This window comes from Streptomyces sp. UNOB3_S3, from assembly GCF_020740895.1.
In the GTDB taxonomy this organism is placed as follows: Bacteria; Actinomycetota; Actinomycetes; order Streptomycetales; family Streptomycetaceae; genus Streptomyces.
This window is the reverse complement of record NZ_JAILXP010000011.1, coordinates 16,197-42,020: the sequence shown is the minus strand read 5'-3', so window position 1 is coordinate 42,020 and position 25,824 is coordinate 16,197. Positions and strand designations below refer to the sequence as shown.

Genomic DNA, 25,824 nt, shown 5'->3' with positions numbered 1-25,824 from the left:
GATGTGTATAAGGGACAGCCCCCCAGCGGTAGCTGGGGGAGGGTGGGCACAACCAGCCCACCGGGCCGCACCCGAACAGGGCGCCCCCGGTGCGGGGCAACCGGCCGGCCACGAGAGCCGTCTCCACGACTGGGCTTCCGACACACGAGCAAAGGACTGGACGTGGACCACATACGCGGGTCGGCCACCGTGGCGACGGCGACGACGCCGCACGGCCTGACGGACCTACGGGGCCAGGAAGGCCCCCCGCTCACCCTGTCCTACCCGGCGGGCACCGTACTGGTCGTCTCCGGCCTGCCCGGCAGCGGAAAGAGCACCCTGCTACGGCGTCTGTCCGCGTCCACGACCGCCCCCGCCGTGGACCCACGCACGGCCCACGAAGCGTGCGAAGCGGTCATGCCCGCCTGGCTGCCGTACGCCGTGTACCGCCCTTGGGCCCGCGCGAAACACTTCCGGTGGCTGCGCGCGGAGGTGCGCGGCGGCCGGCCGTTCCTGGTGCACGACTGCGGCAGCCGGGCGTGGATGCGCCGGTGGCTGGCGCGGGAGGCTGCGCGGCAGGGGCACGAGCTGCATCTGATCCTGCTGGACGTGACCGCGAGCGAGGCCCTGGCCGGTCAGGAGGCCCGGGGCCGGTGGGCGCCCCGGCGCGTCTTCGACAGGCACCGCAGGGGGCTGGACCGGCTGCTGGGCGGGCTGTCCGGGGGCTCGCTGCCGGAGGCGGCGTCGGTGGTGCTGCTGGACCGGGTGTCGCGGGAGCGGGTGGCGGCGGTGGAGTTCGCGATGAACACGACCGCGATGAACACGACCGCGATGAACACAAGCGGCTAGAAGGCACTCACAACTCGATCTCCATCCCGTCGGAGGGAACCTCCACCGGCGTCCCGACGAGGGCGGTGCGCTCGGGGGATGCCGGGTCCGCGAGGGGGTTGGTGTTGTTGAGGTGGGTGTAGAGACAGCGGACGTCCTGGTGATCGCGCAGGCGTACGAGCGTCCCACCGGGGCCGTCGACGGGGAGGTGGCCCATCGCGCGGGCGCCGCCCATCTCGTCCTCGCTCCAGAAGGTGCCGTCGAGGATCAGGCAGTCCGCCCCGGCCAGAGCGGCGTCGAGGGTGTCCGGCCAGCGGGCGAGGGAGGGCGCGTAGACGGCGGCGCCGCCGGTGGCGGTGTCGTCGAACCGGTAGGCGACCACCCAGGGCCCGGGGGCGACGGTTCCGGAGGCATACCGGGGCCGTTTGTCGCTGACGGGGACGGGCGTCACCCGCAGCCGCCCGCCGTCCAGAAGCAGAGCGTCCTCGCCCGGGCCGGATCCCACCGCGTGCCAGCGGGCGGAGCCATAGGGCGCGAGCAGCGTACGGAGCGGGAACGGGCCGTCCAGCGCGTCCAGGACGGCGGGCGGGGCGTACAGGTCGAGGGCGGCGCCCTCGCGCAGGGCCAGCAGTCCGGCGGTGTGGTCGAGTTCGCCGTCGGTGAGGAGGACGCCGCGCAGCGGGGTGTGGCGGGTGCCGTCGGGCGGGGCGAGGCCGGGGGCGGCGAGGATCTGGGCGCGGTCGTCGGGTGAGGCGTTGACGAGGTACCAGGCGTCCGGGGAGACGGAGACGGCCAGGCACTCCTGGGTGCGCCAGGCGCGGGGCCCGGCGGCGCGGGCCCGGGCACAGCCGGGGCAGGCGCAGTTCCACTGCGGCAGCCCGCCGCCGGCCGCGGTGCCCAGGATCCGTAGCCTCATGCCCGGTACCGAAGCGTGTCGGGGGCGGTTTCGGCGTCCTGGACGAGGGCGCGTACGAGCGCGTGGTGCGGGGAGAGCCGGCAGGCCGGGTCGGTGGCGGCGGGGTCGCCGGTCAGCTGGAAGGCCTGGCAGCGGCAGCCGCCGTGGTCGGTCTCCTTGAGCGGGCAGCTGCGGCAGGGCTCGGGCATCCATTCCGTCCCCCGGAAGCGGTTGAACACGGACGAATGGAACCAGATGTCAGCGAGGGACGCCCGCCGAACTTGGGGCACGTCCAGTCCGGGGATGCGCGCGGCGGCCGGACAGGGAAGAACGTCGCCGCCCGGCGTGACGGTGAACTGCCGGCTGCCCCACCCATGCATACAGGGCTTGGGGACGCCGTCGTGGAGGTCGGAGCGCACATAGACGATCTCCAGTCGGCGGGCGAGGGTGTGCCGGGCCTCCTGTACGACGGTCTCCGCCGCGTCGAGCTGTGCGCGGGTGGGCAGCAGGGAGCGGAGGTTGAGCAGGGCCGACCCGTAGTACTGCGCGTTGGCGAGTTCGAGCCGGTCGGCGCGCAGTCGTAGGGCCAGGTCGACGAGGGCGGCGATGCGGCCGATGTTGGCGCGGTGCAGAACGACATTGAGGGTGAGAGGGAGACCGGCTTCCTTGACCAGCCGGGCGGCGGTGAGTTTGCGCCGGTGTGCGGAGCGTCCGGCGATGGCGTCGGCGGCCGTGGCGTCGGCGTCCTGGACGCTGATCTGTATGTGGTCGAGGCCGGATGCGACAAGGGTGGCCAGTCGGTCGGTGTTCAGGCCCTGCCCGCCGGTGATGAGGCTGCTGTAGAGCCCGAGGTGATGCGCGTGGGCGACGAGACCGGGCAGGTCGCGGCGCAGAAGGGGTTCTCCTCCGGAGAGATGGACCTGGAGCACTCCCAGCGCGCGGGCTTCGTCGAGTACCCGGTACCACTCTTCGGTGGTGAGCTCGCCGGAGCGCGCGTGGGGGCCTGTGGGGTTGGAGCAGTAGCCGCAGCGGAGGGGGCAGCGGTAGGTGAGCTCGGCGAGCATGCCGAGCGGCTTATCCATGGCGGGCCCCTTCGGCGGGCTCGACCAACCGCCGCCGGGCCAGCGCGTCGAGAAAACCCTCGAGGTCGTGCACGGGAACGACGTCATACGTCCGGGACAGGACGTCGGCGATCGCGGCCAGGTCCGTCTTCCCGTCGCAGAGGGCGAGAACGCGGGCAGCCGTCTCGTTCACGATCAGCACCCCCTCGGGGTGCAGCAGTACACCGGCGTCCCGGACGGAGTCGTGGGCCAGCCGTACGCCCGGCCGCAGCCTCCAACAAGTCACCGGCCGCGACCAGCGTGTTCGTGCTCAAGAGCGTCAAGCATGCTCCACAGCACCTCGCATTTGAACCCGAGCGCGGCGAGGGCGGCGTCCTGCTGTTCGCGGGTGACGCAGTGGGTGGTGACGAGGGTGAGCGCGTGGCCGGCGTCGTCGGTGGCGGTGTCGGGGCGGGTCTGGTGGTAGCGGTGGCCGGTGGGGGCGATCCAGGGGTAGTGGGTGCGCAGGGCGGTGAGGCGGGTGCGCATGAGGGCGGGTGAGAAGAGCTCGGTGAGGGAGGCGGCGACGGCCTCGGTCCAGGGCCGGTTGCGGGCGAAGGCGACGTACGCGTCGGTGGCGAAGCGCACCCCGGGCAGGACGTGGCGTTCGTCCAGGACCTCGGCGCGGGTGAGCCCGGCGGCCTCGGCGAGGTCGAGCCACTGGGCGTGCCCGCCGGGCCGGTCGCCGCTGCCGTCCTGGTCGGCGATGCGCCGCACCCAGCGCCGACGCACGTCGGCGAGGGGGCAGTTGGCGATGATGGCGGCGTCCTTCTGGGGCAGCCACTTCTGGTAGTACCACCGGTTGGCGATCCACTGCCGCAACTCGTCCGGCGCGAGGCGTCCTTCGTGCAGCCGGAGGTGGAGGGGGTGCTTGTGCCAGTACCGGTCCTCGTGCGCGTGGAGGGCGGCGGTGAACTCGGCCGTGCTGCGGGCCTCCGGGTCGGTCATGGGGTTCCTCCCGGTCGCGGGATTCCGTTCCGGGTGGGGGCTACCACCGTCCGGCGTAGGCGGTGACCTCGGCGGCGAGCTCGACATCGGTGAACGCGGGCGGCGCCCAGGGCCGCGAGCCGACGGCGGGGGCATCCTGGCGCGGGTCACCGGCGGCACCCGTAACGGGCTCGGTGGCGGCGGTCGACGGTGCGATGTCCGGCATGGCCTCTCCCCCTGATCCTCCGACGGCCCCTCCGGCTGGAAAGCCGCCCCGGGCCGGTGCGACGCACCCGTCCGGTATTCCAGGTTCGGTCAACGAAAGTCCGGCCCGCAATCACCGGAACGAGTGACGAATCGGTGCGGGCGGTCGAAAACGGGCAGAGGAGGAAACGTTCAATCGCATCAGATAGCCGGGCCGAGCATGCCGTCGCCATGCCGGGCACCGTGCCCTCGGCCTCGCGTACGGGCTGCCGGCTCAGCAGTCGGCCTGCCCGGTCGAGGGGATCGGCGTTGCCCCTGGCCCGAAGAAGCGCGCCTTGCTCCAAGAAACGAGACTCCGCAGTGAAGATGGTACGTATGCGGGCGTCTCGGACCTCCTCTATCGGGCCGATCAAAAGATCCGCCTCAGCAGGACCCAGGTCATACAGGAGGCGGAGCGTGACCACTTTCAGTCAGCGCCGGCACGATGACCAACGAGCTCGCAAGTTCCATCATAAATACCGAAATACCGCTCTCTTCGTTGTCCGGTTCAGGCGGCCTCTCCGATGAAGGGGCTGTCCGGACGACACATCCGTGCGGAATTCGCCGCTCAGGTTGCTTGAGAACGTCGCGCAGCCAGAGTTGGCCGGAAAGACCTGACCCTGGCTCCAGCAGGCACACGGCGTTACGTTCTGTACGCGGATCGCGGTAGGAGCCAGGGAGGGTGCGATGGAGCCGGTTTCGCTGATTGTCACAGCCCTGGTGGCCGGCGCCACGGCGGGCATGACTGATGCCGCGAAGGACTCCGTCAGGAACGCGGTCCTGTCTGCCTACCGTGAGCTGCGCGAGCGGGTGCGCGCCCGACTCGCCGCAAACGAGCATGGCCTCCTGGTGTTCGATCGGTTCGAGCGGGATCCACAAACCTGGGCGCGTCCGCTGCGGGCCGAGTTGACCGATGCCGGGGCCGCCGAGGACGCGGAGCTGATGTCCGTGGCGCAGCAGGTGCTTCAGCAGACGGGACAGGAGGACGGTTCGGCGCCGAAGTACAGCACGCGCTTCCAAGGAGAGGTCGGCAGTGCCGTCGTGGGTGACGACGCGCACGTGAACGTCACCATCAACAAGCCTGACAAGCCACTCCCGACATCCGATCCCGGACCGGGCACCGCCACACCGTCGATGTAACGTCATGCATGGGGAGCAGCCCGAACAGCCCACCTCTGTGAAATTCCACGGAGATGTCGATGTCGCAGTGGTCGGCGACCACGCCACCATCCACATCCACTCCCAGGCCAAGCCCGCTCCCCCGCCGTTTCTCGCCCCTTCCCGTCCCTCCGGCCTCCTCATCGGACGCACCGGATTACGCACCCGTATCAGGGAGTCGCTACTCAACGGAGCGGTAGCACTCTACGGACTGCCCGGCGTCGGGAAGACCGCACTGGCTCTTGACCTCGCCTACGACAGAGACGTACGGGAACGTTTCCCGGACGGCGTGCTCTGGGCAGGCCTGGGATCGCGGGCAAACGCTACGGACGTGGTGCGACACCTCGCGTTGTGGGGCGAGCAAGTGGGGCTCAGCCCGCAGGAGGTGAGCGCACCCAGCGCGCTCGCTTGGTCCGAATCGCTGGCTCGACGAATCGGCTCACGGCGCTTTCTGCTTGTCATCGACGACGCGTGGGACCCGGACGACGCGCTCGCTTTCCAGGTCGGCGGCCCTGGCTGCGCGCATCTCCTGACCACTCGCTTCCCCCGGGTAGCCCTGGAGTTCGGCGGTTCTGCGTTGCGGGTCGACGAACTGGCAGCCGACGAGGGCCTTCATCTGCTGGAAGCCTTGACAGAGGATTCACTGGGCACCAACCGCGAAGCTGCGGTCCGGCTGGTCGCGCTCGTCGGCGGCCTTCCATTGGCCCTGATACTGATGGGCCACCAACTGCGTGCGGCTGCGATCGACGGCCATGCATCGGTCACCGAGACTTTGGACCGGCTGCGCTGGGCAGAGGAGCGGTTGCGTCTGGAGCGCCGCCAAGCCCCTGCCGCCGCCCACCCCAGCATCCCCGGCGATTTGCCCATATCACTGTTGGCCGCGCTGGACGTCAGCTACGACCGGATTCCGGACGAGGCACAGCGGGCACTGCTCGCCCTCGCCGCGTTCCCGGCGAAGCCCAATAGCTTCCCGGCGGCTGCTGCGCAGGCCGTTGCCCAGTCGGTACTGGACGTCCTGCACGCCACCGTACGATCCGGGCTGTTGGAGTCCGCTGGACAGGACCGCTACACGGTGCACCAAGTGGTCCACGACTATGTACGAGCCAAAGCCATCGGGATCTCGGGGCCAGGTCACAGCCTGCTGGCCAAGGCAGAGCGTCGAATGGTCACTGTGTACGTGAGCCTGATCGGCGGAAGGAGTGCTACAGGAACCGAAGAAGGCAGCGCAGCCGGTGGAGCCGAGGAGGGCGCCATGACCAGCGAGGAGTTTCAGCGCGAATTCGGCAACGTCCTGCAGGCACTCGACCATGCTCATCGCCACGGCATGCACGAAGAGCTGCTCGCGGGCATCGATGCCGCCTATCCCCTGCTGGTTCACCGCGGGCTCTACACCGTGGCCGAGCCCCACCTCCAGCATGCCCTGCATGCGGCCCGCGCCGTTGGAGACGCGCGCGCCGAGGCTCGTACGCTATTGCGACTCGGCAGCGTGGTCCTGGAGCGTGGCGACTTGCGGGAAGGCGGTCGGTACCTCGACGAGGGCATGCATCGCGCCCAGGAGTCCGACTCGGTTGGCGAGATCATTGGTCTCTTGCTGAAGCTGGGTTGGAGTGTCGGCATGCGCGGCGACTGGGAGCGTGCCCGCCGCCACTTCTCCGACGCGCTCATTGGCGCACAGGGCGCCGATGCCGTCCCAGCACTACAGGGTCTGGGCTGGGTGGCTGGTCTGCAGGGAAGGCACGACGAGGCTGCGGTGCACTTGCAGCGTGGTCTGGAACTGGCCCGCGAAGCCGGCGATCCGTCGCAGATCGCAGGATTGTTGCAGGTCAGCGGCTGGATGCGGGCGCTGGCGGGCGCGTATACGGAGGCGCGGGAAATGTTCGAGGAGTGCCTCGAACTAGCCCGCACCGAACAGTTGGGCACAGACGAGGTGGACGCTTTGCACGGGCTCGGCTGGCTCGCCACTCGCCGTGGCTACCACGCTGAAGCGCACGCGCTTTTGACCAGGGCTCTTGAACTGGCCCGCGAACTGGACTACCACGAGCGCGTACCGCTCCTGATCAACCTGGGGCGAGTGCTGACCGGCATGGGCAGGTTCGACGAGGCCGGGTCACTGCTGCATGAGGCGGTGCAAGGGGCACGGTCGCAGGCCCGGCCTGAGAAGCTGAGCGACGCTCTGAACGCACTGGCCCGGCAGGAACTTTTGTCCGGACAGCACGAGGCAGCCGAGAGGCATCTACGCGAGAGCCTGAGCATCGCGGAGCGCATCGCGGTCCGCGAGGTATTGGTGGATGCCCTTGAGGCACAATCCGAGCTCGAGCTGGCGCAAGGCCACACCCAGGCCGCACAGGAACGACTGCTACGAGCCATGCGGTTGGAGCGGGGCAACGCCGCGGTAATCGCCCGGCTGCGGCTACGGCTGGCCGAGTCATACGTGGCGGAAGACGATCACAGTACGGCCGAGGAAACCTTCCAGGCAGCCTTCACAGGTGCCGAGCGCACTGGCCAGGAAGAGCTCGCCGCGCTGTGCCTGTACGGTGAAGCCCGGGCACGAGCCGCTGCCGGGAACGTGGATGGCGCCCAGCGACTGGGCACTGACGCCGCAGAGCGACTGGGCGGCCTGGATTCGCCCCGAACACCGGAGGTTCGAGCCTGGTTGGCCAGGCTCGACTGATCAGAAATACGTTGCTCCGTTCACGCCAAGGTCAGATGATCTTGGCGTGGGTGCTGTGGTGACGGCGTCGGAGTCGGGGACAAAACCGGGCCGTGAAGAACACCCCCCGCCTCATCCCGCACCGGCCGCATGGGTTCATCGGGCTGTCCAGGAAACGCCGTGCCATGTAAAGCGATCAGAATGTATCGCTTGCATGACTGTTCCAATCCCTTCCGAACACCCACATCGAAACGCCTGGAACAGCACATAAGGAAATGCAGGTCCTCACGTTTCCCCAGGGGGCTTAATTTACGCACAACGCCAAGGCGTGCAAGGCTACCCGATACAGCTCGAGGCGGATATCCTGGAGTCCTGCGATTCGGCTCAGCGCAATTAGATCGTTCGACCTGGTGAGCTCTGGCCCAACGACCGCATGGTTGCCGGTCAGGTAGTCAGCCAGCGGCTGGTGGCACCCTCCGCCCCACGGGCTCCACCGCCTGAAGCCTGTCTCGTGACGCCGGATCGGGGTGCGACGTTGAGCTGGCCGTGCAGGTCGTTACCGCTCAACGCGGTGAGCTCCTGGCGTGGCGCCCGGCCACGGTCGCGGAAGTGAGGAAGTACGTGACCGAGTAGAGGAACCTCCCGCTGCGGATCGCCTCGTCGAGGAGGGTATTGAAGCGGCGGGCCTCGGCCCGCTCGAGGCGGCCGAGATCGGCGAACGCGTCGGCCCAGCCACGGATGCTCATCACGCGGTCCACGGTTTCCCGGTCACGGACGAGAAGCGTGCGGGTCTCCACATGGACCTCCTGGAGGCCGAGCGCGGCGAGGATGCCCGGCACCTGGCGGGCGACGGTGCTGTGGCGCAGGCTCACGGCCTGCCGCAGGGACAGGATCCGGGCCGCGAGGCGGTGATCCTCGATGTTCAGGGCCTGTGTGCCCGAGTCCGGATCGAATACGACGACGCGGCCTCCGGGACGGGCGACCCGGACCATCTCGGCCAGGGCCTGCCCGGGATCCTCCACGTGCTGAAGAACACGGTCGGCCCAGACCCCGTCGAAGGCCGCGTCCCTGAAAGGCAGACGGTGCACGTCGGCCACGGCAACGTGCCGTAGCCCGTTCTTCCTCATCTCGGCGCACATGACCTTGGCCAGGTCGCAGGCCACGACCTCCGCACCGGTCGTGGCGGAAAGCTTCCCGGCGGCGTCACCCGTGCCGGCCCCGACATCCAGGAAGCGCTGCCCGGGCCGGGCTCGGAGCAGCTCCAGCAGACGCTGCTTGTAGGAAACGTAGAAGGCTTCGCTCCGCAAGCTGTACAGCGTGTCGATCAAGCGGCCCGGGTCGGGATGGGCGTCGACGTCGGAAAAGGGGTACGACGCTTGCCTGTTGCCCATGACAGGTCATGCTACGGCCGACGCACGCGCCGTGTCCGTCCCTCACACGGGCTATCACACACAGTCGGCAGGTCCCGTATGCCACACCGATCCGGAACTACGCGACAGGCTTTGGAAGGCTTGAGCCATCTTCACCGGCTACCGGCATAACAGACATCTCGTCGCGCTCCCGCACGACGCCGAAGCCACGTCCGCGCCCTTGTCCTTTGGGCTGGGCCGAGCAAACCCCTTTCATCCTGAACGGTCGCCGGTTGAGAGCGTGTCGACGGCGACGTCAGCTCACGCCGACGGGCATGGATCAGCCACGAGACGCACAACACCCACCATGGCGCCCATGCGCCGGTTGCACGCATCGAGTGCCCTGGTACGTGCTGTTACCCGCGCAGCAGTGAGGTGACAAGGATGAGTATTTCCCAGGAGTGGAGAGCCATACCTGGTCGGGCACGCGCTGCTTTGAGGGGGCGTCATGGGTGAGCGAGGCGGCGAGTCGGTTGCGGACTTCGTAAGGGCGGTCGTCCAGGATCATGCGCCGGAGGAGTTACCCGGCTTCGAGGACCGGACCTCCCTATGTCTTTCCGACCCGACCGTTCTGTACGCGTCGCGAAGGCGGCGCCGCTCTCCTGTGACCGCGTCGGGACTGGACGTCGTCGCCGTCGTCACCGCGATCCTCTTCGCGGCGCTCAACGACATCGCCCGCGACACTGTCAAGGAAGGGCTGCTGACCGGGTGGAAGCGGCTCCGGCGACGGCTGTTCATCCAGTCCAGCGACCGGATCCCTCCCGTCACCGTCGCGGTCCGACGCCGCTTCCGCCGGCGCCTTGAGCGGGACTTGCGACGCGCGGGCCTGGACGCACAGAGAGCTGGCGAGATCGCCGAGACCGCTGCTTCGCGACTGCCGCAGAGGAGCAGCCGTGAGCCCGAGTAACTTCGTTCTGCGCTCGCCGTCCTCCACTTCCACCCGCTTCGCGCTGCTGGTCTTCTCCCTGCTCTTCGCCGCCGTTCCCCTCTTCCGGAACTACACGGTGCTCCTGCAGGGACCTATCTCGATGAGAGATTGTCTGCGGCGGGTCCCGATGTCCAGCAGCACGGGAGACTACGTCAAGGCGGTGGCCGCGTGTCCCTTGCAGACCGTCCGGTCACAGATGGGCCCGGTCGTGGTGGCGCTCGTGGTCCTCCTGATCGTGATCTTCCTGCTGTACTTACTGCATCCCTCCTGGTACTGCCGCCGTCACAGGCTGATACCGGTCGGCGCGCAGCGGGTTCAGACCGTTATGGGAGATGCGTACGCCCAGCTGCTCGCCGACCTTGCCGCGTTGCACGAGGAGTGCGGGGTGAGCCGACCGCTCGGCGTCTTCGTCGGAGCGGCCGGGACATCGGTATTCGGTCGGTTTCCGCGGTACCGGATCGCGCTCGACTGGGAACTGCTGCTGACGTACAAGCACCACCCGGACCGGTTCCGGGGCATCGTGCGGCACGAGCTCGCCCATTGCCGCAACCGGGACGTGGACCGTACGCAGCTGACACGCATGAGCTGGTTCGCCTTCCTGATCCTCGTGGCCGGCCCGTTGCTGGCTGTCGCCCTCCTCGACTTCGTGCGCGGTTTCGCGTGGCAGTGGCAGGGGCCGCTGTGGCAGCTGGCCAGTGCTGTCGGCCTGGTGTGGCTGGCCGTGTGCTCGATCCACCGAGCCCGCGAACACTACGCCGACGTGCGCGCCGCCCAGACCGACGACGCCGGCGGCCTCGTCGCGGAGCTCCAGGCAGCGCATGAGAGGGAACGAGAGCGGCGCGGGGCTGTCGCGGCCATACGGCCGGCATGGGGGCGCTGGTACCACCGTATCCGGCAGACACGCGTCCTTCACCCGTCGTTCGCCCGCCGTCTCGACGTCCTCCGGGCCCCGGACGCACTGCTGCGCCTCGGACTCGTCGAGCCCTTCGCTGCCGGAGCCGCCGTCGGTCTGGGGCTTCCCGGACTCCAGACGATGTTCCAGGCCTGGGGCACACGAACCATGTGGACGACGCCCCAGGCCGGCTTCCTTATGGCCGTACCTATCGCGTTGGTCCTTTCCGCCTGTGTGCTCCGCGCGGCAGGAGCAGGCGTGGAGGCCAGGCGAAAGATTCGGATTCGCGGTGCGTGTGCGGGCGTCGCTGCCGCGGCCGGCATGTTGGTGGGCGAGGGACTGAACTGGAAAGAATTCCACGCGCAATGGTGGACGCACCTCATGGCGGACCCTGCGGATGCCTTGATCACGGCGGGAGTGCTGGCTGGAGGGCTCGTTCTCCTGGTGGAGTGGCTCATTGTCTCGGTCCCAGTCCTGCAGCCCGGCCCGCAGGCGCACCCACCGCGAGCATGGGCCCACTTGACGACCGCCGCGGCGCTGACGCTCCCGTTGGTGTACCTGTTCTCCCTCTGGCAGGTGGGACACGCCGGGCCCTCGTGCTCGGACGGCTCCGTCCCCTTCGCGTACGACCTGTTGCTGACGACAACTCCGGGTCTGGATGTCGCCGCGCTGGCCGGCCTGGGCGCGCTGCCGCTCCTCGGGGCTTGTCTCACCGCCCGTCCGGATGAACGCACCGATATCTCGTCGACGCCACAGCGGCTGGTGTTCACGGTCGCGGGCGCCTCGGCGGTGGCCTCCCTGGCGTTCATCGGCCCACTGGACCACTGGTGGGACCGGACAGTGACCGTTCCCCGGCCTTCCGACGCCACCGCCGTACTGCTCCAGCAGTTCACCGCCCTCGCCGTGCTCCAGGTGCTGGCGGGGATGCTGGTCGCGTGGGTGGCCGGACGCCAAAGTGTGTCCTTGGGCATTGTGCACGGCCTGTCAGCAGCCCTTCTCAGCGGCGTGTGCATCGTGCTGGCCATCACCACAGCAGTGGTCCTCAGGGACGCCGTGCTCGGCACCGGCATTCCGTGGCACGTGCTGCGGAACATGAGCGCCGTGCGGCTGGGCCAGGGGTCACTGACATCCCTGGCTTTCGTGCTCGGCGGCGCCCTGACCGGCCGCGGTCTGTTCCTCCTACGACAGCGCGTCCGCGCCCGCCGACGCGCCACGCCCTCCGGTGACCGCCTGACCGTACGGGTCTTACGAGCCTCGGCGGTGCTGGTAATGGCGGTCGGCATCGCCTCCCTGGGCACCACCGCGCGGCTCTGGACCCTCGGGGGTCCCTCCGCCCCCGCACAAGGCAACCCGTCCAGCAAGGGCGCAGACCCGGACGCCGGACTGCGCCTCCCGGCGGACCGCGGGACCCGGGCTCTGTGCGCCTGGCTCCCCAAGGGGTACGGATTCTCCGCCATCAACACCGTGATCGAGGAGAACAAGCGCGGAATCACCACCAGCGACGTCACACAGTTCACCTGGCTCGGCACCGTTCTCTCCCACGCCGACGACCCGCAGCTCGCCCGCGTCGGAGAAGGCGTGGCCACCACCACCCGGAAAGGCGACTTGAGGGAGGCAGTGGACGCGTTCACAGCCATGAACACACTGTGCACCCAGTCGGCCATCGAAAAGGAAACACCCGGCCAAGGCAGCCCGGTGCCGGCCAGAGATCCCTGTCTGGTCGGCGAGTGGCACCTCACCAAAGCCGTCCTGCGACAACCCCTTCCTGGCAAAGACCCGAGTACAGTCCTGCTCACCAGCACCACGTCGTACACCAGGACCTACCGCTCCGACGGATCCGGAGTCGAGATGGCACCCTCCTTCAAGGCCGAGGGCAGCGCAGGCGCCACGCCCGTCACGCTCACCCGCGCTAGCCGCGCCATCTACCACTGGGAAGCCGCGCTGGGCGTCCATCTTCAGACCAAGACAGCGGCCACGGGCACGACCACCCTGACCATCGACCACCGCCAAGCCTCCGGCGGCAAGCTGCCAACCAGGCCCCGTGGCCTCTCGCACAGCTATCGATGCGACCGATCGACGCTGCACTTCGAGTACGGACACGGTGAATCCGAGGAGTTCGCCCGCAGCAGCCCTGCAGGCTCCACCAGTTGGGCGGTGCCCGAGCGCACGTCGTGGACGCTGGTAGGCGACGTAGCACCGCCGTGACGGCGCAGACCGCGACAGGATTGTGGGGCCAATGCCCACATGACATATCGAGAGGCGCATTCCGGCCATGTAAGAGCGGACCGCTTCAATGCGCTGCACGCGGCGCTGGTGGTCTGACCGCCCGGGGCGTCTGGGTCAGGCCGCGGTCCTGAGGGGCGTCCGCCCCATAGAACCACAATCGTGGCCACGACCTGCTGATCACCAGAGCCCTGGTCGGCCTCGTCCTCCAGGATCTCTCAGGCATCGGGGAGCTTCAGGTCGCGCCGGCTCCATCATGGCCCTGCCCGGCGACACCACCGTTCCCGAGAGAGTCGCGGGTAGCCTACGGCGCACAGCTCTCGGTAAGAGGAGGGGCCCCGCTCGGGGTGCGCGCCGCCTGCGGCGAGCGGATACTCGTAAATGGACGTGTTTCGCGTCTTCCGCCGCGCGCACGACGTAGACGGTGAAGTCGATCGCCGGACGACACCTTCGGTGCGACGCCTTCGGTAGCGCGTCATCGACGAAGGCAGGATCAACCATCTGCTTGTCGCTGCCGGCCGAACCGGCCGGGACACAACGCTCCCCGGGCAAGGTTCATTACCGTTTCTCCTCGCACACGAGGTATCCCATGACTAGGAATTGCCGACTCAACTGTGTCATCCCGCCACACCTTCTCGACAAGCTCCTGAGAAGTGAAGACAGCGATGTGCATCAGGTCGCGTTGGACACTTTGCTGACCACCGCTCGGTTGCGGGGCGAGCGGACGGTGCGGGCATCCTTCGCCGGCGCCGCCGCCCACGGAAACGGCCGGCGGACCATCTTCGACTGCCAGAACGGCAGGCTTCTGTCCTCGGCCGTCGTGGCCCGGCCGGAGGACGGACCGGCCGCCACGGACCAGTCCGTCAACCGAGCGTTCGACGGGCTCGGCGCGACGTACGAGTTCTACCGTGCGGCGCTCGCTCGTGATTCGATCGACGACCGGGGAATGCGCCTCGACGGATACGTCCACTTCAGCACCAAATTCAACAACGCGTTCTGGGACGGCCAGCAGATGGTCTTCGGCGACGGGGACGGAAAGATATTCACCGACTTCACCGGGTCCCTCGACGTGATCGCCCACGAGTTGACACACGGAGTCACCGAGAACACCGCAGCACTCGAATACCATCATCAGCCCGGGGCCCTGAACGAGTCCGTCTCGGATGTCTTCGGGTCACTGGTCAAGCAGTGGGCGCTGAAGCAGTCGGCCGAGGAAGCGGACTGGCTGATCGGATCCGAGGTCTTCACTCCCGGTATCGATGCCGATGCCCTGCGTTCGATGGCGGCCCCGGGGCATGCCTACGACAACGACCTGTTCGGCCGGGACCCCCAGCCCGACCACATGAGCAAATACGTCACCCTGCCGGACACCGAGCAAGGGGACCACGGCGGGGTCCACATCAACTCCGGCATTCCGAACAAGGCGTTCTACCTGACGGCGATGGGCATCGGCGGATTCGCGTGGGAGGCCCCGGGACTCATCTGGTACGAATCCCTCAAGGCTTCCACCATCGACACCCAGTTCCAGGACTTCGCGGACACCACCTACCAGAAGGCCGGTGGATTGTACGGGGACGGCAGCGCCGAACAGCTGGCCGTACTGGCGGCGTGGCAGGGGGTGGGCATTCAGATCAGCGGGGTCCCGGCCGGGGTCGCCCGGTCACGGACCCTCGCGGCCGGCCGGTACGGCGTCGCGGGCCGGGACAACGGCAGCCTCGCGGCCTTGGCCAAGCAGGTCGAGGCACTGACCGCCCAGGTGGCGGGGCTGGCCAGGAAGTGACGTGCTGAAGGGCGCCAAGGGACTCGGTGGAGCGGTCGCGCGATGAAAGTGACGTTGGCGACGCACGGCGGGCAGGCGGCCGCGATCCACCTCCGCCTCCCGCCCAAGGCGCTGGACACCGACGCTCTGCCCCGGAGCGCCGCGGAGGAGTTGGCCCGGCTCGTGGCGGCGGCCATCCCCACGACCGAGGAAGCGACCGAGGAAGCGGCCAAGGAAAAACGCCCCAGCCGTGCCAGGGACGCGATGAGCTACACGATCACGGTGGAGGACAAAGGCCGTTCGACCGACCTCACCCAGTCCGACGCCGACATGTCCCCGGCCTTCGCGGCCTTGCTCGGCTGGCTCGAGAAGCACTTCGCACAACCATGACGCCCGGGCGCCACGCGCCCGGCGCGGCTCGAGCAACAATTCGACGCGACTGAGCGTGAGGGGGTCTTTCGCATGACTACCGGAAATGAGAGCGGATATGCCCCCGGCTTCCTGAGCGAACGGGTCGCCCCCTGAGCCGACGGAAGCGATCAAGAGTGACGCGGTCGCACTGGACGGCTCGAACACCATCCCTTGCACCCACTTCTCCCTCGCCCTGAGCAGCCCTCGACGATTCCCCTTCCGGGTGGGGTGGAACATCGACGGCGGCTCCATGAAGAAGCTCAGCCGCAAAGGTTCGAATTCGTGAGGGATCCGCGCATAACGGCGGACAAGCAGACGGGGAACGAGCTCTACCGTTCCGTCAAAGCCTCGACTGGGCCCGGTAACCATGCCACTCTGACTGCGTGACGGCGAACCCTCAGGGGAGCTATCAGGACGTTGTCGTGCGGAATCTCGGAGCCGAGCAGTCCGCGTGGGTGCTGCGCGACAGTGAAACCTGGTGCATGGTCACACCGCTCGGGCACCGGGGACGGAGGCAGGGGTGGAAGCTGCATCTGTCGGCCACCGTCGATTCCGCTCACCGGGTGCTGGAGCGAGCGGCACCCGTTCTCGTAACTCACCGGTGCGCGTTCAAGTTCGCGGTCTCGCCCCATGTCACCGCCGCCCTCACCTCGGTCCGGGCCCGGCGGGAGCACGCGGGTAAGTTCCTGACGATCTACCCCGCCGACGACGACCAACTACGCGCGCTCGCCGAGGAGCTGCACCGGGCCACGCTCGGGCTGGCCGGGCCGAGGATCCTGTCGGACCGGCGGTACCGGCCGGACAGTCTGGTGCACTACCGCTACGGCTGCTTCGCGCCGCCGCGCGAACTCGACGACGAGGGCTTCTTCCGGGGCCGGCTCCAGGCTCCGGACGGGAGCCTGGTCACCGACGAACGCAACCCCTGGTTCTCGCCCCCTTCCTGGGCACGATTACCCTTCGACCCACCCGCCCCTGCGGACGGCCGCCGGGAACGGGGCGATCCGGTGCTCCTGGCCGATCGCTATCTCGTCCGGGAAGCGATCCGCCACTCCAACCGCGGCGGTGTCTACCGCGCACTGCACCAGCACACCGGCGAGGACGTCCTGCTGAAGGAGGCACGCGCGCATGTCGGTGCGCAGCCCGGCGGGACGGACGCCCGGGACTGGCTGCGCTACGAAGCCGGCGTGCTGGCCCGCCTGGCACCGAGCGGCATCGTCCCCGCTCCCCACGAGGTCTTCGAGGCCGGCGAGCACCTCTTCCTGGCCGAGGACCTGGTCGACGGTGAGAACCTCCAACAGTGGTCGGCGGAAGAGGCGTCGCGCGAGGGAGGTTCGCTGTCGGCCCCGGTGGCGTGGCGGCTCGCGCGTGAGCTCGTCCGCCTGGTCGGAGAAGCTCACGCCGCCGGCTTCGTACTGCGCGACCTCAAACCGACCAACATCGTCATGAGACGCGACGGCACCCCCGTCCTCGTCGACCTGGAATGCGCGGTACGCGCCGGCGGTACGGCCCATGTGGCGGGTACCGAAGGCTTCACCGCGCCCGAGTACCTCTCCCGCACGGGTACGGGGCCCGCGCCCGGCCCCGAGGTGGACTGCTTCAGCCTGGGTGCCACCCTGCTCCACGCCACCACCGGCATCAACCCACTGCTCGCCCAGGACACCGCACCCGCGCGGTCCGCCGGAGACCGCCTCGCGGAGATCGTGGAAGCCGCCGCCGGCGACTGCCCCGCCCTCGGCGCCCTCGCTCCTCTCGTCCTGGGCCTCACGGCCGACGCACCGGATCGCTGGCCGCTGGAGAAGGCCGCCGCGTTCCTGCGGGCCGAGCCCACGAGCCCACCGGCGTCGTCCGCACCCGCCCTGGAAGGTGCCGCGCTCGACCGGCTGTTGCACGACGGGCTCGCACACATCGCCGCCACCGCCGACCCGAGTGCCCCACACCTGTGGCCCCGGCCCGGGTCCCTGCCGGAGGGAGACCCCTGCAACCTCCAGCAAGGCGCGGCGGGCGTACTGGCCGTTCTCGACAGAGCGGTTCGGACGGGTGAGGCACCCTCCCTCGAGCCCCTGCTGCGCACGGTGGCCCACTGGGTCGGCACACGGCTCACCCAGCCCGGTCGCATCCTGCCCGGCCTCTACTTCGGCCGCTCGGGTACGGTCTGGGCACTGCACGACGCGGCGCTGACACTCGGTGACTCCGGACTCGCGGACCTGGCCAGGAGCTACGCCCTGCGCATTCCGCTGGAGTGGGCCGTCCCCGACATCTGCCACGGTCTCGCCGGTGCCGGTCTGGCCCAGCTCCACCTGTGGCACACCACAGGCGACCCGCGTTTCGCCGAACGGGCGTCGCGGTACGCGGACGGAGTGGTCCGCCGCACCGCGGAACCCGGCTCCGGAGTGGACTGGCCGCTGGGCGCGGCACACCGCCGCGAGCTCGCGGGCTCCGCGTCCTATGGCTTCGCACACGGCGTCGCGGGCCACGTCGCCTTCCTGCTCGCCGCCGGACGCGATCTCGACCGTCCGGAACTCGTCGACATCGCGATCGGCGGCGGACACGCGTTGTGCGCCGTGGCCGAGCGCCGGGGTGACTTCGCGGTCTGGCCCAAGGGGCCGGGCCGTAGCGACCGGACGGGCCTCGACTTCTGGTGCAACGGCGCTTCCGGCATCGGGACGGCACTCGTCAGGCTGTGGCAGTCCACAGGGGAGCCGCTGTTCCGCGAGTACGCGGAGCGCGCGGCGCGCGCGGCCCATCTGGACCGCTGGCGGCTCGGTCCCGGCACGTGCCACGGCGTGGCCGGAAACGCCCAGCTGCTGGTCGACCTCGCCGACATCACCAGCGACGCGACCTACCGCACCCGGGCCGCCGAATCCGCCTACTGCCTCTACACGCGCGCCGCACGGCAGGACGGGCGGCTGGTCGTCCCCGACGACACGCTGCGCGAGTTCTGCGTGAGCTACCAGGTGGGCCTGGCAGGCGCCTTGGACCTGCTGCTACGCCTCAAGCACGGGGGCGCCCGCCCCTGGACGGTGGACGGGACAGAGCCACCGACGGCACGTCCGGAAGGAGCGTAGAAACCGTGGAAGAAACAATCCTGCAGCTACAGGAGCTGCCGGCAGCGGACGAACAGGCACAGGAGCCGTGGATGTGCTGCGACACCGCGGAGACCAGCTACGGCATCCTGAATCCGCCGCACAACGGTGCGTGAAGCCCTGACCGCGCCTAGGCCGGGGAAGGGAGGTGAGAGCATGGAAGACAACGTCTTGGAGTTGCAGGAGCTGCCCGAGACGGACGAGCACGCACTGGAACCGGCCATGTGCTGTGACACCTTACGCACGAGCGGCCAGCCGGCGGACGCGCCGTAAACCGTTCTCCGGTTCTGCGCGGCCGCCCTCGCGACCGCGCAGAACCTCCGAACGATGGTCAGGAACTGGGACTCCGACGCCGTGGCGTAGTGTGCAAGGGAAGCGGGCGAACCGTCGAGCAGACCGGGCCAGTGTGCGCGGGGGTGTGCCCGCCACGGAGTGGCGTCGCACTCGTGGTCGAACCCGTACAGGAACATTCCGGCCGGGTCGAGCACGACCGTGTATCGGAGGTACCGCACATGAACGCCGACACCGGCCGGCCGACCTTCCTGCTGGTCCACGGAGCCTGGCACGGAGCGTGGTGCTGGGACCCCGTACGCGCCGCGCTCGACGCCGACGGTTGGCGGTCCGACGCCGTCGACCTGCCCAGCGCCAATCCCCCGGTCGGCCGGCATCACGGCGCCTGCCCGGCGGGCGTGTTGGACGACGCGAACGCCATCCGGGACAGCCTCCGACGCATCGACGGCCCGGTGGTGGTGATCGCCCACTCCTACGGCGGCGTCCCCACCACGGAGGCCATCGCGGATGCCGCGAACGTGGTAGGGGCGGTGTACCTCGCCGCATTCCAACTGGACGTGGGCGAAAGCCTACTCACGTTTCTCGGAACACCCGCGCCGGACGACGACACGGGCCACACCCCGCCGTACGAGGACGCCCGGCGGATACTCTTCGACGACGTGCCCGAGGCCGTTGCCGACCGCGCCGTGGCCCGGCTGCGACCGCAGAGCGTCCGGACCTTCACGGATCGGGTGACCGCGGCAGGATGGCGCACCGTGCCCTCCGCCTACATCGTCTGCGACCGCGACCAGTCGCTCGAACCGTCCCGGCAACGCGAGCTCGCGACGCGCGCCGATTCCGTCCACCGGCTGCCGAGCAGCCACTCGCCGTTCCTCTCCATGCCCCGGCAGCTCGCCACTCTCCTGGGCCGGATCGCCACCTCCACTCTCCCCACCCCCCGACAATGACTCGCCGCCTCGGCCCAGCCGAGTGGCTGTGGCCGGCACCGTCGGGAAAGGCGGGCGGAGAGCCAGTGGAGTTCAGGTGGTTCAGGGGTTGATGGTGTGTTCGGTGAACTGGCCGCAGGAGCGGAACCCCAGGCGGCGGTAGACGGGCTCGCCCTCGGCTGACGCCTGCAGGACCGCGATGCGGTGATCCCGGTCGCGGGCCGTGCGGAGTGCTGCGAGCGTGATGGCACCGCCGTAGCCACGTCGGCGGTGGGCGGCCAGGGTGGAGATGTTGTAGATACCGGCGACCCCCGCGTGATGGAACACTTCAGCCGAACAGACCGGACGGCTCTCCACGTAGCCGACCAGGTACCGGGCCGGGCAGTGCGCTGCCAGTGCCTGCGGGGCGGCCTGGGCGAAGAAGCGGCGGACGGTGTCGGCGGGCGGGTCCCAGTTCGCGGCGAGAACCGTGGCGTAGTCGGCAAGCTGTTCGGGCGTCGCCACCCTCTGGATGTCCAGTCCTTGGACGGTAGGCAGTGGCAGGGTGTCGTCCAGCTCGGCCCACATCGCCGTCTCGCGTTCGGACGCCGGCAGACCGGCCGCCGTCAGGCGGATGGTGAGGTCCAGTGGTGTCGAGGCAGGCCCCACCCACCAGGAGAAACGGCGGCCTGTGCGGGCCAGCGTCCGAGCGGTCTCGGTGATACGTGCCGTAGCGTTGGTGACGGTGAAGCGGGCCGCGGCAACGATGTTGAAAGTGTCGTCGTCCAGGCCACTGTCGGCGACCAGGAGGTCACCAGCCTCCGTGACGGCCGCGCCGGTCATGCTGCGATGCAGGTGACTGGCATGTTCCGCCAGGTTCCGTTCCATCCTGTCCATCAGGTCGGCTTCATCGAGGAAAAGATCACTCATGGCGAGTGATCCCAGCATGACCGGGCGAAGATCGCATGCGATTTCGGGTCGTCCACGTCGGCGTGCCCGACACAGTCCGGTGGATCGCCGCTGTCTACCCTCACCCGTATGACGATCGACTGGATAGCGAGAGCCGAGCGCCTGGTGCGGGGGCGACGCCATGACGAGCTTGGCCACCCGTCCTCGGCGCGGGACTCCTACCCGGCGCCACTGTCCAAGGCAGAGGTCTGCGAGGCGGAGGCGGAACTGGGCATTACGTTTCCGGCAGAGTACCGGGAGTACTTGTTCCGGCAGAGCGCCGGTGGCACGGTGAACCGCCTGTGCCGAACCGCCGCCGGATGGGGCTGGCAAGGAGACTCGACCACCAACTACGACCTGCTCACCACCGCCTTCCCCCATCCCGACTCCTACCGCGCCGACGAGGACGAGCTCGACGCACGCGAGCCACTGGAAGAGAACTTCCCGGACCACGATGCCTACCGGGAGGCGTGGAAGCAGTGGGACGCGGAGTACGAGGTGCTCCAGGAGCGCAAGACATCCGGTGCCGTGTTCATCCAGGAGAACGGCTGCGGCTTCTCGACTCTGCTCGTTGTCACCGGTCCGCACCGAGGCACGATGTGGTTCGATGCCCGCGCCACCTGCGACCAGATCCTGCCCCTGAACCTCGGCGGTCAGCCCGTGTCGTTCGGGGACTGGCTCGGTCGGAGTTCCATGGATCTGCTCGACTGGTGAACGCCACCGGACTGCCTCTCGCCGGCCAGGCTTCGGTCACGTGCGCACGGTGACGCGCGGTGAAAGTGGCGGGACCAGGGCTTTACACGTAGGTGGAGCAGCCCGCTGAATCGTCCTTGAAGGGCGGCGCACCGTGGGCGCGATGTGCCATGCGGCAGGCGCCGTCCTCCTGACTCCTCTGGAGGCCGCAATGGACTGGCAACCTCACCGTCGCCTCAACCACCCCGGCCGGCGCAGACGGCCTGCCGCGAAGGCCCTTGCCGCGGCGGCCGCCCTCGCAGCTTCCTTCGTGGGCGTCTGCTCGGGCCCGGCCACCGCGGCAGTCGCTCCCGCCTCGCCACTGTGTCCCAGCGGGTACCTCTGCCTCACGGGGGCCGGATTCGGCATTCCCGAGCCGATGACGATTCGCGAGTGCAAGGTGGAGGACTTCAGCCCGTACTTCTTGGTGCGCGTGGTCGAGAACAACACCGACCACCCGGCACGGATCACGTACAGAGGCGGATCACTCATCCTGATGCCCCGTACCGGCATCGACTCCCGACCACCCCTGGAGATCACCTCCGTCGGGACCCTCTGCTAGTGCTGTGACCGCGTAGGTTCGCCGGGTTGGTGGTCGTGACGGTTGGATGTGCGGTGACGTCCATTCGACCGCTGGAGGTGCCGGTGATCGCCCAGCCGGTCCAGGCCGATGAGGACACCGTGCGCGACGTGATCCACCGCTTCAACGAGATCGGCCTGGCCTGCCTGGACCCTCAGCGGGCGGGAGGCCGTCCCCGCCTGCTCACCCCTGACGACGAGGACTTCGTCATCCGGACGGCCACCACCCGCCCCACCAGGCTCGGCCAGCCCTTCACCCGCTGGTCGATCCGCAAACTCGCCGCCTACCTGCGGGAAGTGCACGGACGTGTCATCCGCATCGGCCGTGAAGCCTTACGGCGCCTGCTCCGGCGCCGCGGCATCAAGCCAAACCGGCTGCCGGCGACCTACCGCCGCCCCCACGGCGTCACCTACTTCCACGGCTGCTACTCCGTGGGCGACGACCGCCTGTGGGGCGTCACCGCCGCCGCAGGGGCACTGCCAACACCCTGGCCGCCCTGAAGTCGATCCGCGCCGCCCGACCCGACGGCGCCTCGATCCACATCATCCTGGACAACCTCTCCGCCCACACCAGCGCCGCCATCCGCCGCTGGGCGAAGAAGAACAAGGTCGAGCTGTGCTTCACCCCAACCTACGCATCCTGGGCCAACCCGATCGAGGCCCACTTCGGCCCACTGCGGCAGTTCACCCTGGCCAACTCCCACCACCGCAGCCACCCCACGCAAACCCAGGCACTGCACCGCTACCTGCACTGGCGCAACGCCAACGCCCGCCACCCCGACGTACTTGCCGCCCAACGCAAGGAACGCGCCCGCATCCGCAGCGAGAAGGGCATCCGCTGGGGCGGACGCCCCCTCAACGCCGCGGCCTGACCGACCGCGAACCGCAGCCCCGGAGTGCCGAAAGGGACAAGTTCACGAGAAGGACAGCGACAGAAGGACGACTCAGGAGGCGGACGGCTCGATCTCCCCCGCAAAGACGATGACCTGGTCGATGAGGCTCCGCCGCAGATGGACGACGTCCGTTCCCGCCAGGCGGGGGCCTCCATTCGGCGTGGTGAAGACCCACTGGTACCGGGCCCACTCGTCAGGCATGTCCACCGCTGAGCAGCGCACCATCGTGCCGGTCCCCGCCGGGTGGCGCCGGATCTCCAGCACGAACCGCTCGACCGCCGCGATTCCTTCGCTGCGACCCAACGGCCCCCAGAAGACCACGTCTGAGGTCAGGGCCTGGGAAAGCAGGGCAGTCACATAGCTGTCGTCCGAGGCGTTAAACGCGGAGATGAACGTGTCGATCGCGGAGCGTGCCGTCTCTTCCTGCATGCCCCAGTAATACCAGCCGTTGCGCGGGCGCTCGTCCCGCGAGCCGCCTTCCGATCACGGTGGACCATCCCGGTCACAGCACTAGGTGCGGCGAACCAGCCGAACATCAGTGTCCGGTCTGTATCCATCATGTCGCCGCCGAGGCGCCGAACAGACGGACAACGGCGCCTCCGTGGCGAATGTGGGACTGCAACGGGAGTCCACAGCAACGGTGGCACGTGGGCTGCGCTCCCGCCGCCCGATGTGGTACCGGCCTCGGCAGTGGCTGGTACCACGATCGCCGAACACTGCGCAGAGGGCGTCAGCGCAGTGCGGCCTCGCCCGCGTGGACGGCCCGCATGGCGCGCTCGACCGTCTCCTGGTTCTCACCGACCGGAGCCACGTAGTCGATGACGGCGCGCGCGGCGTCCGCCCCGAGCGTTCGTGTGATCACCCACGTGGCGAGATACTGGGACGCCAGGCAGCCGCCCGCCGTAGCGATGTTCCCCTCGGCGTGGAACGGCGCGTCCAGCACGGTGACGTCGCAGGCCTCGACAAAGGGCCGGCTCGTGTTGTCCGTGCACGCGGGCATGTCCCTCAGCAACCCGAGCCGGGCGAGCACCAGCGCGCCGGAGCACTGCGCACCGATCAGCTGTCGCGAAGGGTCGAGCGGCAACCTGGAGATCAGCAGGTCGTCGGCGACGACGTCGCGTGTCTTCACTCCGCTGCCGATCAGCACGACGTCGGCCTCGGTCACGAACTCCATCGGGCGTTGCCCGGTCACCTCCACGCCGCTCATCGACGTGACCACCGGCGTCGGCGTCGTAATGAAAGCTTCCAAGCCGTCCTTACGGCATCGGTTGATCAACGCGGAAGCGATGAAGCTGTCGAGTTCGTTGAACCCGTCGAAGGTGACCACGGCTACCTGCATCACAACTCCTTCAAGTACGAGATGCCCCAGTCTCACCGACGCCCCGTTCCGGGTCGAGTGCCAATCAGCAGTTGGTGGCATGCCCGGCGCCGCCGCACGCTCCCGTCGAGGCCAAGTCCCGAGACCCAGAAGTGTTCTGCCCTGCCGTGCCCGTAAGACCATCGCCCTGCCCCCCCGAGGCCGACCTGCCACCAGGACACATGGCATTAGGTCATACTTTCTCGGTGTCTATAGCCGCGATGACCCCAGCGCCCGCCCCTCGCCCGAAGCGCCGTAAGGCGCGGTGGCTCATCGCCTTGGCCGCGACCGCGGCCCTGGGGGGCCTGGCGTACGCCTTCACCGGGGCCGGGGACGCCGTGGGCAAGGGCTTCCAGGAACGCCCGATAGCCTGCTCGGAGGCCATGTACGCCATGGGCTGGGTGCTTCCCGACCATGCGAGCGACCAACGGTGCACCGAGTTCGTCGGCGGCCTCGCGGGCCACACCCAGTCGGGCACCTTCCGCATGCGGCGCGCCGATGCCCACCCCTGGCTCGCTTCGCTCCCCGGGGAGCGGAACCGGCCGGACGGGGTGGGATCCGACAGCGTGGCGGAACGGAAGGAAGGGCTCGCCCTCGGCATCCTCAGGCCGCCGGGCGGACTTGAGGCCGACGAGGTGAGGGTGGACGTCCGCTGGGAAGGCGAGGACACCGCAGTCGTCACCTTCGAGACGTTCGACTACTGAGGGTTGTCCGACGTCGTCAATTCTGCTTGCCCAACCCGTCGGTCGCAGTGGCCGTGGACGGCCGGGCATGCCCTGCGGTGACCACACCGCAGAGCATGCCCGTGTGCGCTTTCGGACCGTGTCTCAGAAGTTCCAGTAGTGGTCGGGCCATGTGCCGCAGGGCCACTGGATGACCTTCTCGCCCTGGGCGGTGCTCGCGCCGGGGATGGCCAGGCACTGCCTGCTGTTCCAGTTCACGAGCCGCTTGCCGTTGCTCGTGTACTCGATGCCCCAGTAGTGATCGGGCCACGTGCCGCAGGGCCACTGAATGACCTGGGTGCCGGCGGTGGTGCTGGCGCCCGGGACCGCCAGGCACTGGCCGCTGTTCAGGTTGTGCACGCGGTAATAGCTGATGGCGCCGCTGGAGAAGGCGTATTCGAACTCCCAGTAGTGGTCACGCCAGCTGCCGCAACCCCACTGGATGAGCCCTTTGCCGTTCTCCGTGCTGGCACCCGGGACGGCCAGACACTGGCCGCTGTTGGCGTTGCGGACCCAGCCGTAGCTGTCGGCCCCGTTCTGCGCGCGTCTCTCTGACTTCCCGGTGTCCTGCTGTGTGGTCGCGGAGGCCGTGGTCACACCCGAGGTGAGGAGCAGTGCCGCGGCGGCCGCCAGGATTCCGGGCAAACGGAAGTGCGACTTCATGTGTCCCCTTTGTCTTCGTCGACGGACGGAAGTACATGGACCTGAAGTGCGTGAAGCAGGAGTCGTGCCGACCCGGCGCGTCCCGATGCCGGGTCGCGAGGCGAGCGCAGGTTACCGCCACGGCGCGGCGAGTGGCAGACGTACGAACCCGGTTGGGCTGATTGGCGCGAAGGCGTCTCCCGTCCGGCCGGGTGGAGACGGCACGGCTCCGGCACCTCCGGGTCCACCGGTGGCGCCGCCCCACGTCCA

At 68.9% G+C, this 25,824-nt stretch carries 23 protein-coding genes and 1 pseudogene; 14 read left to right on the top strand and 10 right to left on the bottom strand.

Annotation, left to right across the window (positions count from 1 at the left end; all coding sequences use genetic code 11):
- Positions 1–162: 162 nt before the first annotated feature.
- Complete coding sequence (locus K6I33_RS35940; RefSeq protein WP_308297028.1) at positions 163–828, top strand: AAA family ATPase; 666 nt, start codon at positions 163–165, stop codon at positions 826–828.
- A 7-nt stretch (positions 829–835) separates the two neighbouring features.
- On the opposite strand, the gene pqqB is transcribed toward K6I33_RS35940, so the two are convergent.
- The 5 genes from pqqB to pqqA are packed head-to-tail and all read right to left on the bottom strand — an operon-like array spanning position 836 to position 3,955.
- On the bottom strand, positions 836–1,723 hold the full coding sequence (gene pqqB / locus K6I33_RS02620) for a pyrroloquinoline quinone biosynthesis protein PqqB (RefSeq protein ID WP_229348016.1): 888 nt from the start codon (positions 1,721–1,723) through the stop codon (positions 836–838).
- Positions 1,720–2,784: a pyrroloquinoline quinone biosynthesis protein PqqE gene (gene pqqE, locus K6I33_RS02615; protein ID WP_229348015.1), complete on the bottom strand. Its 1,065-nt coding sequence runs from the start codon at positions 2,782–2,784 to the stop codon at positions 1,720–1,722. The genes pqqB and pqqE overlap by 4 nt, the downstream gene beginning before the upstream one ends.
- The gene (gene pqqD, locus K6I33_RS02610; RefSeq protein ID WP_229348014.1) at positions 2,777–3,049 is read right to left on the bottom strand and encodes a pyrroloquinoline quinone biosynthesis peptide chaperone PqqD; all 273 of its coding nucleotides are present in this window, start codon (positions 3,047–3,049) and stop codon (positions 2,777–2,779) included. Before pqqD ends, pqqE begins: the two co-directional genes overlap by 8 nt.
- Positions 3,046–3,750 (bottom strand): pyrroloquinoline-quinone synthase PqqC, encoded by a 705-nt coding sequence (pqqC, locus tag K6I33_RS02605; RefSeq protein ID WP_229348013.1) that lies wholly within the window; start codon positions 3,748–3,750, stop codon positions 3,046–3,048. Before pqqC ends, pqqD begins: the two co-directional genes overlap by 4 nt.
- A 40-nt stretch (positions 3,751–3,790) precedes the next feature.
- Positions 3,791–3,955 carry a pyrroloquinoline quinone precursor peptide PqqA gene (gene pqqA, locus K6I33_RS02600; protein WP_229348012.1) on the bottom strand — a complete coding sequence of 55 codons (165 nt, stop codon included), beginning with the start codon at positions 3,953–3,955 and terminating at the stop codon, positions 3,791–3,793.
- Between the two features lie 704 nt (positions 3,956–4,659).
- On the opposite strand from pqqA, the gene K6I33_RS02595 reads away from it, so the two are divergent.
- Both K6I33_RS02595 and K6I33_RS02590 read left to right on the top strand, forming a co-directional pair.
- Positions 4,660–5,112, top strand: a complete 453-nt coding sequence (locus tag K6I33_RS02595; protein WP_229348011.1) for a hypothetical protein — start codon at positions 4,660–4,662, stop codon at positions 5,110–5,112.
- A gap of 4 nt (positions 5,113–5,116) precedes the next feature.
- Positions 5,117–7,801 carry a tetratricopeptide repeat protein gene (locus K6I33_RS02590; RefSeq protein ID WP_229348010.1) on the top strand — a complete coding sequence of 895 codons (2,685 nt, stop codon included), beginning with the start codon at positions 5,117–5,119 and terminating at the stop codon, positions 7,799–7,801.
- A gap of 542 nt (positions 7,802–8,343) precedes the next feature.
- Here K6I33_RS02590 and K6I33_RS02585 read toward each other — a convergent pair.
- Positions 8,344–9,171 (bottom strand): methyltransferase domain-containing protein, encoded by an 828-nt coding sequence (locus K6I33_RS02585; RefSeq protein ID WP_229348009.1) that lies wholly within the window; start codon positions 9,169–9,171, stop codon positions 8,344–8,346.
- 622 nt (positions 9,172–9,793) lie between these two features.
- Between K6I33_RS02585 and K6I33_RS02580 the strand changes: the two genes are divergently transcribed.
- The 7 genes from K6I33_RS02580 (at position 9,794) to K6I33_RS02555 (ending at position 19,723) form a co-directional block, all read left to right on the top strand.
- Positions 9,794–10,096: a hypothetical protein gene (locus K6I33_RS02580; RefSeq protein ID WP_229348008.1), complete on the top strand. Its 303-nt coding sequence runs from the start codon at positions 9,794–9,796 to the stop codon at positions 10,094–10,096.
- Positions 10,083–13,214, top strand: a complete 3,132-nt coding sequence (locus tag K6I33_RS02575) for a M48 family metalloprotease (RefSeq protein WP_229348007.1) — start codon at positions 10,083–10,085, stop codon at positions 13,212–13,214. Before K6I33_RS02580 ends, K6I33_RS02575 begins: the two co-directional genes overlap by 14 nt.
- A gap of 607 nt (positions 13,215–13,821) precedes the next feature.
- Positions 13,822–15,012, top strand: coding sequence for a M4 family metallopeptidase (locus K6I33_RS02570; protein WP_229348020.1), 1,191 nt, complete (start codon positions 13,822–13,824; stop codon positions 15,010–15,012).
- Positions 15,013–15,054: 42 nt separating this feature from the next.
- Positions 15,055–15,381, top strand: coding sequence for a protealysin inhibitor emfourin (locus K6I33_RS02565; protein ID WP_229348006.1), 327 nt, complete (start codon positions 15,055–15,057; stop codon positions 15,379–15,381).
- A 443-nt stretch (positions 15,382–15,824) separates the two neighbouring features.
- The gene (lanL, locus tag K6I33_RS02560) at positions 15,825–18,467 is read left to right on the top strand and encodes a class IV lanthionine synthetase LanL (protein ID WP_374283057.1); all 2,643 of its coding nucleotides are present in this window, start codon (positions 15,825–15,827) and stop codon (positions 18,465–18,467) included.
- Positions 18,468–18,472: 5 nt separating this feature from the next.
- Positions 18,473–18,601 (top strand): hypothetical protein, encoded by a 129-nt coding sequence (locus K6I33_RS35935; RefSeq protein WP_275126616.1) that lies wholly within the window; start codon positions 18,473–18,475, stop codon positions 18,599–18,601.
- A gap of 396 nt (positions 18,602–18,997) precedes the next feature.
- Positions 18,998–19,723, top strand: a complete 726-nt coding sequence (locus tag K6I33_RS02555; RefSeq protein ID WP_229348005.1) for an alpha/beta fold hydrolase — start codon at positions 18,998–19,000, stop codon at positions 19,721–19,723.
- 81 nt (positions 19,724–19,804) lie between these two features.
- On the opposite strand, the gene K6I33_RS02550 is transcribed toward K6I33_RS02555, so the two are convergent.
- Positions 19,805–20,569 (bottom strand): GNAT family N-acetyltransferase, encoded by a 765-nt coding sequence (locus K6I33_RS02550; RefSeq protein WP_229348018.1) that lies wholly within the window; start codon positions 20,567–20,569, stop codon positions 19,805–19,807.
- Positions 20,570–20,719: 150 nt separating this feature from the next.
- Here K6I33_RS02550 and K6I33_RS02545 point away from each other — a divergent pair, with 150 nt between their 5' ends.
- The 3 genes and pseudogenes from K6I33_RS02545 to K6I33_RS02535 all read left to right on the top strand — a co-directional run bounded on the left by K6I33_RS02545 (position 20,720) and on the right by K6I33_RS02535 (position 22,812).
- Positions 20,720–21,343, top strand: coding sequence for an SMI1/KNR4 family protein (locus K6I33_RS02545; RefSeq protein ID WP_229348004.1), 624 nt, complete (start codon positions 20,720–20,722; stop codon positions 21,341–21,343).
- Between the two features lie 397 nt (positions 21,344–21,740).
- The gene (locus K6I33_RS02540; RefSeq protein WP_229348003.1) at positions 21,741–21,923 is read left to right on the top strand and encodes a hypothetical protein; all 183 of its coding nucleotides are present in this window, start codon (positions 21,741–21,743) and stop codon (positions 21,921–21,923) included.
- A gap of 26 nt (positions 21,924–21,949) precedes the next feature.
- Positions 21,950–22,812: pseudogene (locus K6I33_RS02535) on the top strand (helix-turn-helix domain-containing protein).
- 72 nt (positions 22,813–22,884) lie between these two features.
- Here the strand turns inward: K6I33_RS02535 and K6I33_RS02530 are convergent.
- Positions 22,885–23,262 carry a nuclear transport factor 2 family protein gene (locus K6I33_RS02530; RefSeq protein ID WP_229348002.1) on the bottom strand — a complete coding sequence of 126 codons (378 nt, stop codon included), beginning with the start codon at positions 23,260–23,262 and terminating at the stop codon, positions 22,885–22,887.
- 301 nt (positions 23,263–23,563) lie between these two features.
- Complete coding sequence (locus K6I33_RS02525; protein ID WP_229348001.1) at positions 23,564–24,172, bottom strand: AraC family transcriptional regulator; 609 nt, start codon at positions 24,170–24,172, stop codon at positions 23,564–23,566.
- 296 nt (positions 24,173–24,468) lie between these two features.
- Between K6I33_RS02525 and K6I33_RS02520 the strand changes: the two genes are divergently transcribed.
- Positions 24,469–24,894, top strand: coding sequence for a hypothetical protein (locus tag K6I33_RS02520; protein ID WP_229348000.1), 426 nt, complete (start codon positions 24,469–24,471; stop codon positions 24,892–24,894).
- Between the two features lie 123 nt (positions 24,895–25,017).
- On the opposite strand, the gene K6I33_RS02515 is transcribed toward K6I33_RS02520, so the two are convergent.
- The gene (locus K6I33_RS02515) at positions 25,018–25,575 is read right to left on the bottom strand and encodes an RICIN domain-containing protein (RefSeq protein ID WP_229347999.1); all 558 of its coding nucleotides are present in this window, start codon (positions 25,573–25,575) and stop codon (positions 25,018–25,020) included.
- Positions 25,576–25,824: the final 249 nt, after the last annotated feature.

What these genes read in the sequence shown, in the direction of transcription:
- pqqB (WP_229348016.1), bottom strand. Translation starts at nt 1,723, where the DNA reads ATGAGGCTACGGATCCTGGGCACCGCGGCCGGCGGCGGGCTGCCGCAG.
- pqqE (WP_229348015.1), bottom strand. Translation starts at nt 2,784, where the DNA reads ATGGATAAGCCGCTCGGCATGCTCGCCGAGCTCACCTACCGCTGCCCC.
- pqqC (WP_229348013.1), bottom strand. Translation starts at nt 3,750, where the DNA reads ATGACCGACCCGGAGGCCCGCAGCACGGCCGAGTTCACCGCCGCCCTC.
- pqqA (WP_229348012.1), bottom strand. Translation starts at nt 3,955, where the DNA reads ATGCCGGACATCGCACCGTCGACCGCCGCCACCGAGCCCGTTACGGGT.
- K6I33_RS02595 (WP_229348011.1), top strand. Translation starts at nt 4,660, where the DNA reads ATGGAGCCGGTTTCGCTGATTGTCACAGCCCTGGTGGCCGGCGCCACG.
- K6I33_RS02590 (WP_229348010.1), top strand. Translation starts at nt 5,117, where the DNA reads ATGCATGGGGAGCAGCCCGAACAGCCCACCTCTGTGAAATTCCACGGA.
- K6I33_RS02585 (WP_229348009.1), bottom strand. Translation starts at nt 9,171, where the DNA reads ATGGGCAACAGGCAAGCGTCGTACCCCTTTTCCGACGTCGACGCCCAT.
- K6I33_RS02570 (WP_229348020.1), top strand. Translation starts at nt 13,822, where the DNA reads ATGACTAGGAATTGCCGACTCAACTGTGTCATCCCGCCACACCTTCTC.
- K6I33_RS02565 (WP_229348006.1), top strand. Translation starts at nt 15,055, where the DNA reads ATGAAAGTGACGTTGGCGACGCACGGCGGGCAGGCGGCCGCGATCCAC.
- K6I33_RS02555 (WP_229348005.1), top strand. Translation starts at nt 18,998, where the DNA reads ATGAACGCCGACACCGGCCGGCCGACCTTCCTGCTGGTCCACGGAGCC.
- K6I33_RS02550 (WP_229348018.1), bottom strand. Translation starts at nt 20,569, where the DNA reads ATGGAACGGAACCTGGCGGAACATGCCAGTCACCTGCATCGCAGCATG.
- K6I33_RS02545 (WP_229348004.1), top strand. Translation starts at nt 20,720, where the DNA reads ATGACGATCGACTGGATAGCGAGAGCCGAGCGCCTGGTGCGGGGGCGA.
- K6I33_RS02540 (WP_229348003.1), top strand. Translation starts at nt 21,741, where the DNA reads ATGACGATTCGCGAGTGCAAGGTGGAGGACTTCAGCCCGTACTTCTTG.
- K6I33_RS02530 (WP_229348002.1), bottom strand. Translation starts at nt 23,262, where the DNA reads ATGCAGGAAGAGACGGCACGCTCCGCGATCGACACGTTCATCTCCGCG.
- K6I33_RS02525 (WP_229348001.1), bottom strand. Translation starts at nt 24,172, where the DNA reads ATGCAGGTAGCCGTGGTCACCTTCGACGGGTTCAACGAACTCGACAGC.
- K6I33_RS02515 (WP_229347999.1), bottom strand. Translation starts at nt 25,575, where the DNA reads ATGAAGTCGCACTTCCGTTTGCCCGGAATCCTGGCGGCCGCCGCGGCA.